An 8,078-nucleotide genomic window follows, 5' to 3' on the forward strand; every position below is an offset into this window, starting at 1 on the left:
CGGCCCACACCCTGACATCAGCAAGGTCCCCACCCATACTCAGACCAACGACCCGCCTGCCCAACCGTCACAGCAAACACCGTTGCAGTACTAGGTTCGCTGAGACAGAAGCCTGAACGACTCGGTTCGTTGAGAAACGACTCGGTTGAGTGAGACGGGACAGTCGCCTGGCTTCGGTCACGAGAATGGGCTCTGGCTCAACTTCTGTGGAGCTGTGCTGTGCGCGTTCGTGGCCGCGTCGGTTCAACGCTCTGACCTGCCCGTTCACCGCGTCCGCTGCCCCGATCTACCGTGCGTCCGGGCATCACCACAGAAGTTGAGCCAGAACCCGAGAATGGACAGCACTTTGACACCGGTTCGGGAGGCACGAGGCCCTGAGAACGGGGCGGGCTGTTCACGAGTTTCACAGCACCCTGCCTTCCTCACAGGCCGACTGGGTGGTTCGGCTGAGGTACGTTCGGCCCATGACGCACTTCACGGAATCCCCGGTGGCCCAGTGAGCGGCTGGTGGACATACCTGGAGGATCAGACCCGCCGGGAAGTCGACGCGAACGTGCTGTGCGACCGCCGGCTCATGGCGGTCAAGACCGTGTGGGAGGCACTGCGCCCGCTGGGGCTGGGCCTGCGCGAAGCGGAGCAGGTAGTCCACGCGCGCTACGAGGTCTTCACCGAGCGCGTGCGGCACACGCAGCCCGATCCGCTCGACGTCTCCTCACTCGCAGCCCGTGCTGCCGCCCACCCTGGCCGGGTGGCCGCGGTCGAGGCTCTCTGGGACGGCGACACCGTCCATGACTGGTTCGTGCTCCTGGTCGCGGTCCTCGTCAACCCATCCGGGGAAGGCCACCTGGCGACCGTCCACCACCGCCCTGACGGGCCCCCGCCGGGCGCCGCTGCCGCCGAGGCAGGACAGATCTTGGCCCACTACCTCGGGGTGCCGTTCCACTTCGCTTCTCCGGACGTCCCCGACGAAAACTCGTGAACATAGCCAGTCGCCGCATCAGCGGTATGAGGTAGCCGCTGAGAGCCGTTGCTGGAGGCTTGCCGACATCTACGGGCGCTGACGATTCGCCGTTCCGTCGTCCCGCGGGTGTGGCCGCGCGGGAGGAAGGTCCGCAGCGGGTCCGGATGAGACTGGCCTCGGTCGGGTGAACCAGCCGCGTCGGACGAACTCGCGGGCTACATCAGGACGTCGTCCAGGGCATGAGGCCGATTCATGAAGCGCTCGTGGCGGAACCTGGGCTGGTCGTGGTGGAGATCGCTGCCGCGGACGATGAGACCGCGTTCGCCTTCCACGAGGTGATCGCCTCGCGGTGGGCGACCGCGGCCGCTGATCGGACGCCCCGGGACCCGGGGCAACCCGGCGTGCGGCTGCGGGCCTACGTGGATCTGCGCCAGGCCCTGGGCATTTCTGCCGAGGGCGACGCGGTCCGCTGACAGACAGGATTCGAAGTCTCCGTCCCCCGCCGCCGACCGCAGCCCGGCCTGTGGGCCTGCCGGGGCGCGGTCGGCGGGGGTGCACGGCCGCGCGCCACGCCCCGGGGCCGGCCTTGAAGGGTGTTACCGCCGGGCGAGGTTGACCGCGATGGTGACGAGTGCTGCGTAGACGGTGACCCCGCCCAGGGCGACCTGCAGCGGGGTGGCAAGTGCCGGATACCGCGCGGAGACGAAGAGCAGGCCGGCAGCGAGCATCACTCCCACGACGCCGAGCACGAAGATCAGCAACGGCCATACGGCGCGGTCCTGACCAGAGGGCTGCTGGGCGGCGGGGGTGGTCGGAGTGGTAGCAGACATAGGAGTTCCTTCGGTTCGGGATGCCGTCGAGGCACCTGTCGGATGGAGCGGACCGACCTTGGACCAGCGAAGGGTTAGCCCCGCAACTCCAGGTCGTTGTGTCCGGTGGCGCCCCGGACACGGAGAAGACTGCGCCGCGATGGCCGCCGCTTCGAGTTCTCGCGAATCTGACGGACTGGCCGCGGTACGTGACGAGCATGCCGCGCTTCTGACGCCCCTTCACGGCTTCTGACCTGCGACTTTGCGAGCGCAGGGAGTTGAATGGTGTGCGAAGGCTGCTACGGGCTCCAGTTTCGCGGGAACTTGAAATCTGCCCCGCAACGCTGCTAGCCGCCGGCTAGTCGCAAGCCCATGCACCAGGGCAAGAGCCCTTGTCCGCGCACGCACCTACATGCCGGGGAGATAGCGGCGCAACATCCATGACCAGCGAGATTCCCAGCAGCTGTCAGGACAGCTGCGCCTCCAGCGCCATCATCCGGTCGCCATCGCGGTTGAAGACCATCCCGCCTGCCCTCAATTGCCAGCGGTTCGCGACGTCGAGCTTGGTGTAGCGCAACCCACCGGCAGCACTTCCTCCAGTAACGCCGCGCCTTGGCCGACAGGCGCAGAGCTGCTTTGAACATGTGTTCCACCGTTTTCGTTTGCAAGGACGCCAGCCCGGAATCGGGCTGTGTGGAACACCCTGAACGGGATGCGTGGTGTCGAGGAAGTGCGACAGGATGCCATGGTTCGCAGCACCTCTCTGGTAACGGCAGGTACCACAGGTGACATCTGAGCAGGACAACCACCCATTGCCCGACGCACGAGACAGCCGTCGGCCAAGCAAGCAGGAAATCAGAGAGGAATTCGGCACAAGTGTGGTGCGCCGACTGCTTGACCTGGCAGGAACGAGCCTGAGGGGCTTTGAAGAGCGGTACGGCATCGACCACTCAAGGGTGTCGTATTACAAGAACGGCCAGCGCATGCCCCCGCTGGAGTTCATGGAAGCCCTTGTGCGCGATGCCCGGACCCACGGCGGGCTCAGCGCCGAGGCCGCACGAGAGGCCTTCTGCGCCTACCGGACCGCTCTGGTCCAGCTCGGCACCCCCGGAGGCAGTGACCAGAATTCTTTGCTGCTGCGCGTCTACGACCTCACACAGGAGCTGAGCGCGCTGGCCGGCAGGCTGGAGGCGGTCCGGGCCAGTGAAGCCCAGGCGCGGTCGGAACGGGAGAAACTCCAGCAGTCCGCCGGCGAGCAAAACGCGGTCGAAACCGGGCGACAGCGCGAGCTCCAGGAGCGCGGCGAGCAACTGGCGCAACTGCGCACCGGGCTGGTAGAACAGCGCGCCACGTTGACCGTGGAACTGAAGGAGTGCCAGTCCCGCAGCCTGGAGTTACGACGACGGCAAGATGTCGAGGACTGTTCCCCAGGAGTCCGGGCACCTCAGGTCCCAGGTGGTGTTGACCCGTACCACCCCGCAAAAAGATCGCGGGCCGTGCACCTGGTCATGGTTGCGGCTGTCACCGGAGCACTGGCGGCCGCCGGCATCGTCCTCATCGTCCTCATGGTCCGGCCCTCCATCCTCAAAGACGGCTCCGAGGACAAGCCCACACCGAGCGTTAGCCATCCGGCCACACCCACCCCGGCCCCCTCGTCCCCGAAGGCATCACCATCGAAAACAGACAAGCCCACACCTTCGACATCCAAGACGCGGAAGCCGAGCACGCGACCCAGTAGCCCAAGTCCGAGCAGTGCGCGTCTCCCGCCGGACGTCATCGGCGGCGGCACAAGCAGCGCAGGCGCAGACGGCAGCACCAGCACGGGAAACGTCGGCGGCGGACAGGACAACGACGATGGCATCTTCGGCGGTACCTCGTCCGACCCCAGTCCCAGCACGAGCCCCAGCCCCGGCGATAGCGGCGGCTTCTTCGGCGGACCGAGCTCCTGAACATCCGTTGGAACACTTCCGCTCGGCCTGGTCGCGTCGCTAGCAGTCCGTCTTCCCTCAGGAGTCCGCTCACCGGCTGGCCTGAGCCTCGTACCGGGCGGGCAAGGCTGCGGCAGGGACGACGAAGCCTTCGGGGCCAACACAACTTGACAGAACATCTGAATTGCCGTCAAGAGCTAAGAAAAATGGGCAAGTTTGGCCTATGTGCTTAGGACTGCGCCTGCGTACGCAAGGAAATGCCACCCGTCCGGGCGTCGATGCTGTCGGTGCCGGGGAGCGCCCCAGGCGGTGTCACCGGCCGTCGGTAGCGTGAGCGCCGTGATGGTGGGCACCGAAGACACGAGGCTGGTCGTGCTGCGTGGCAACAGTGCTTCGGGCAAGTCGTCCGTCGCGGCCGGCGTGCGCGACCGCTTCGGTCGCGGCCTGGCCCTGGTCGGTCAGGACAACCTGCGCCGGATCGTGCTGCGTGAACGCGACCGGCCCGGCGCGGCGAATATCGGCCTGATCGACCTGACGGCCCGCTACGCCTTGGACGCCGGGTACCACGTGGTGGTCGAAGGGATCCTGTACGCCGACCACTACGGCGACATGCTCGCCCAGCTGCGTGCCGACCACCGCGGCCCGACGCGCCTACTACCTGCACGTGCCGTTCGAGCAGACTCTCGCCCGCCACGCCACCAAGCCGATCGCGAACGAGTTCGGCGAGGAGGCGCTGCGGAGCTGGTACCGGGAGCTCGATCTGCTGCCCGGCGGCATCGAGATCGTCATAGGCGCGGACAGCACCCTGAACGAAACGGTCGACCGCATGATGCTCGACACTGGCCTGGCCGGCCTTCCCGCCCTGGAACGCTGACAGCACCAGATCCCGGGAGATGTACCCGGGGCCTTGCCGCACTTCGCTTGACCGGCTGGTTCAACGACCGGCCGGAAGCGGCGTCACGCCCATTCCACGCCCAGCTCGGCGAGCGCGGCACGCTGCGGCTGGGTGAGCTTGTCCCGGCGGCTCTTGGTGTTACTGGTAAACACCCCCAGTCGAACGGTCACTGGCGCGCTCTCACCTTCGACCGTGATCTCCTCTGTGTGAGCCCTCGGTACGCGGTAGTGCCCCTCGCGGGCGATGTACTGGGCGAAGGCTGCAACACCCCGCTGAAACCCTGCCGGCAGCTTTCCTGCCGCCTTCTCGGTGTCCTTGGTGGCCGTTCCTGGAGAGGGCTGCTCCGTGGGTGTCACGCCCAGCGCGGACAGCCGCTGCTGCTGCTCTTCCGACAGCTCTGCCCAGTTGCGGGCTTGCCGCTCAGCCCACTTGCCCAGGTCGTCGCCTTCGAACATGACTCCGGGGTGCAATTCTCGGATGATGTCTGGGCCGTCGGCGTCGACGAGGTCGGCAAGTACCCGGTAGTGGCGCTGCCAGTCCAGTGGCCAGGGGCAGTTCCAGTCGGGGTCGATCTCGGTGAGCTGCACGGAGCGCTGCGCAGCGCGTTCAGGGTCTTTGCCCAGACCGTTCTTCCGGCGGTGGTTGGCCATGTGCTGTCCGACCGGCTGCTGGTCTTGCTCGGTCTGGCCCCAGACGGCGTCCTGGCGTGGCGCGAGATGCCCGTGGACGCGGCGGTATCCGCGCAGGGCGGCGAGCTTGGTCTCCCACGCCTCGTCCCCGGGCTCCCAGACCATTCCCTCATCTTCGAGCTGCCGGCGTCGGTGGTCTTCCAGTTCCCCGGCCCGGTAGGCGCGCCGCTGCTGGTGCACCCAGCGGCCCAACGGAAAGCGGGTGACTCCGAGCTCGATCTCCGTGTCGTATGGCACCGCGTACAGCCCGGTGATCTCGTTCTCGTCCCGCCAGCGTCGCAGCGCCTGGAACCCTTCGAGCCAGACGAGGGAGTCGGGCCGGTAGACGCGGGTGCGCAGGAAAGCGGCGATGGTGGCTGCGTCGCGCGGGCTGGAGAAGTGCAGCAACGCCGACTCCAACGCTGCCTCGCCCGCCTGCTCCTGGTCCTCCTCGCCCGTGGCTTCGCCGGCCTCGACGATCCGTCCGTCGGCGTCCCGTTTCACATGGATGCGTCGCTCCTTGTGGCCGCGGGACAGAGCCCGGGAGGCGAGCTGCTCGACCAGGCGTTCCGAGTAGCTGCGCAGGCCCTGCAGGAGGTCGACGAGGGGCTTGTAGGAGGCGGAGGCGATCATGTCTGTGGGGTCTTCACCGGGCTGGAGGAAGACCGGCACGACGATCCGCGCGACCTTGGTGGTGCCGTCCGGGTTGGGCCGCAGGGCACGGCCGATGTTTTGGACGATTTCGACCTGGGAGCCGCGGGTGTCGGCGAAGCAGATCGCCTCCACGCCTCGCTCGCCCACGATGTCGACGCCCTCACCGAGGACGCGTACGGAGCACAGGAACGCCCGGTGCACCCGGCGCCCGTTCGCGTCGATGCCGTTGGCGAACTGCCCGATCACCTCGCGTCGTTCGGCGACGAGGTGGTCTCCGCACAGCCAGTCGGCCCAGACTCGGTCTGCGGGCACGTGCCGGTAGGGCTCCAGCTCGTACGGTTCGGCCCCGATGGTGGACGGCGGCAGCGCGGAGGCGTCTTCGCGGAATTTCTCGGACGCCTCGGTCGCATACAGTTCGGCTGCGGTCTCGGGGAGCTTGGCCGCGAACGCGCGGGCTTCTTCGACCCGCTGGTGGAACGTCATCATGGTGCGGATGTTGTGCTTGGCGGTGTGCTCCAGCAGGGCGGTCTGCAGCAGCGCCAGGCGCCGGCCCCGCTGCGCTTCTTCGGACAGGCCCGGGATCGCCTCTGGGTCGCGGATCTCCAGCACGTCGATCTCGAACCCGGCGAGGATGCTGCGCTCGATCGCCTCGGACAGTCCGAGGTCGACGATGCGTGTCCCGTAGGTGGCGGAGTCATCGGTCATCGAGGCCACCGCCAACTCCTGGCCGTCCTTGCCCCGCTGCGGGCGGGCTGCGGCAAGGATCCGCGGCGTGGCGGTCAGATAGAGCCGGTAGTCGGCCGGGATCCGGTTGTTGTCGTGGATGGCTGCCCAGGGCCGGCCGAGGTCCCCGGCGGTCCCGTGCGCCTCGTCCACGACCGCCAAGTCGAACGGCTCCAGGCTCTGCCCGTACAGCAGCTCCCCGCCCGCCAGAGCTGCCTCCAGCGGCCCGCGAACCTTGGCTCGGCCCGTGACATCACGGGGGTCGTCACGATCCACGAGAGAGGCGTACGTGGCCAGCACCACCACCGGTCCCGACCCTGCCCACAACGCCAGCTGAACCGGGTTGGTGGTGCACTGCACGCCGAGCTGCTCCAGCACCTCGTCCTTCTCCAGCGAGCACACCCCCACCATCGGGCCCTGATGACCGATCCTGCGCCACGCCTGGGCGGTCTGCACGAGCAGATCGAGCGTGGGCACCGTGACGAGGATCCGGCCACCACGGAAGCACTCCAGCGCAGCCGCGGCGACCGTGTACGTCTTCCCGGACCCGGTCGCTGACACGACCATGGCACGGGCACCATCCGGCGGCACAGATGATCTTGCAGGGAATCCTACCCATTTACGGATACGGAAATTCGCGTCCACCTGGTGTTCTCGGAGCTGAATTGCAGACACTCGGAAGCCTCCCCAAATCTGCTTTTCCTGGTCAGGCGAACTGATGCAGGTCGGATGCCTCACTAGAGAATCCCTCGGCTGCGGCCGGCCTCCGACCGTACCCCTCTGCGGCCGCCGATTCAGCCGCCACCCGTTCCAGGCGCTGCCGCTCCCACTGCGCCACCTTTGGGTCCTTCTCCGGGGCGTAGATGTCCATAGCCTCCTCGGCCATCACGTAGCCGATCTGGCGCCACTCCGCCAGCCGCAGCGAGTGCAAGCGGCCCGGTTCATCCAGCACACGCCCCTTCTGACGCTCCAACATGCGTGCCGTGTCAGTTCCTTCACGCACCTGATCCCGAGTCATTCCCGTGGCCTTCTTCTGCACGTTCTTGCGGGTGATCTCACGCGCTGTGTACTTCTGAACAGGCATCAGGGGTTTCCTCTCGGGTTGCGGTGCCGTCCGTGCAGTCTTGGGGTGTGCTGTATTTTCCCCAACGCTACATGGTGCATCAACCTGATGCACCCGCTACACTCGAACCCAACACGAACGAACGACCCCCACCCCTCGTAGCCAGCAGGGCCTGCGTAGCGGGCCTTGTGGTCCTGGAGGCGAAGCCGGAAGGACCTAGGGGTGAGGGAGCGAAGCGGACGCACCCCGGTTGGAAGGCGCGAAGCGCCCTCCAACCCCCACGCCAACCACCGAATTGGCGCACCATCAACTCTCACAGCAGCATGCCCCGCGCAGCGGGGCCACCGGGCCGCAACGCGGCCCGTGACACTCCATCA

6 protein-coding genes and 1 pseudogene are annotated in these 8,078 nt (G+C 67.2%); 4 read left to right on the forward strand and 3 right to left on the reverse strand.

Annotated elements, in window-relative coordinates:
* The first annotated feature begins 496 nt into the window (after positions 1 to 496).
* Positions 497 to 979: a hypothetical protein gene (locus AB0I10_RS39355; protein WP_363157555.1), complete on the forward strand. Its 483-nt coding sequence runs from the start codon at positions 497 to 499 to the stop codon at positions 977 to 979.
* A 221-nt stretch (positions 980 to 1,200) separates the two neighbouring features.
* The gene (locus tag AB0I10_RS39360) at positions 1,201 to 1,434 is read left to right on the forward strand and encodes a DUF6207 family protein (protein ID WP_363157556.1); all 234 of its coding nucleotides are present in this window, start codon (positions 1,201 to 1,203) and stop codon (positions 1,432 to 1,434) included.
* 123 nt (positions 1,435 to 1,557) lie between these two features.
* On the opposite strand, the gene AB0I10_RS39365 is transcribed toward AB0I10_RS39360, so the two are convergent.
* Positions 1,558 to 1,791, reverse strand: a complete 234-nt coding sequence (locus tag AB0I10_RS39365) for a hypothetical protein (protein ID WP_363157557.1) — start codon at positions 1,789 to 1,791, stop codon at positions 1,558 to 1,560.
* Between the two features lie 935 nt (positions 1,792 to 2,726).
* On the opposite strand from AB0I10_RS39365, the gene AB0I10_RS39370 reads away from it, so the two are divergent.
* Positions 2,727 to 3,719 carry a hypothetical protein gene (locus tag AB0I10_RS39370; protein ID WP_363157558.1) on the forward strand — a complete coding sequence of 331 codons (993 nt, stop codon included), beginning with the start codon at positions 2,727 to 2,729 and terminating at the stop codon, positions 3,717 to 3,719.
* A gap of 321 nt (positions 3,720 to 4,040) precedes the next feature.
* Positions 4,041 to 4,572 (forward strand): annotated as a pseudogene (locus AB0I10_RS39375) (AAA family ATPase).
* Between the two features lie 83 nt (positions 4,573 to 4,655).
* On the opposite strand, the gene AB0I10_RS39380 reads toward AB0I10_RS39375, so the two are convergent.
* Entirely contained in the window at positions 4,656 to 7,313 is a 2,658-nt protein-coding gene (locus AB0I10_RS39380) for a Helicase associated domain protein (protein WP_363157559.1), read from the reverse strand.
* Positions 7,314 to 7,344: 31 nt separating this feature from the next.
* Positions 7,345 to 7,722: a hypothetical protein gene (locus AB0I10_RS39385; RefSeq protein WP_363157560.1), complete on the reverse strand. Its 378-nt coding sequence runs from the start codon at positions 7,720 to 7,722 to the stop codon at positions 7,345 to 7,347.
* Positions 7,723 to 8,078: the final 356 nt, after the last annotated feature.

Origin of the sequence: Streptomyces sp. NPDC050636 (genome assembly GCF_040654775.1) — a bacterium.
Classification (GTDB): domain Bacteria; phylum Actinomycetota; class Actinomycetes; order Streptomycetales; family Streptomycetaceae; genus Streptomyces.

Coding starts and splice junctions, on each gene's coding strand:
- AB0I10_RS39360 (WP_363157556.1), top strand. CDS start 1,201: ATGAGGCCGATTCATGAAGCGCTCGTGGCGGAACCTGGGCTGGTCGTG.
- AB0I10_RS39365 (WP_363157557.1), bottom strand. CDS start 1,791: ATGTCTGCTACCACTCCGACCACCCCCGCCGCCCAGCAGCCCTCTGGT.
- AB0I10_RS39385 (WP_363157560.1), bottom strand. CDS start 7,722: ATGCCTGTTCAGAAGTACACAGCGCGTGAGATCACCCGCAAGAACGTG.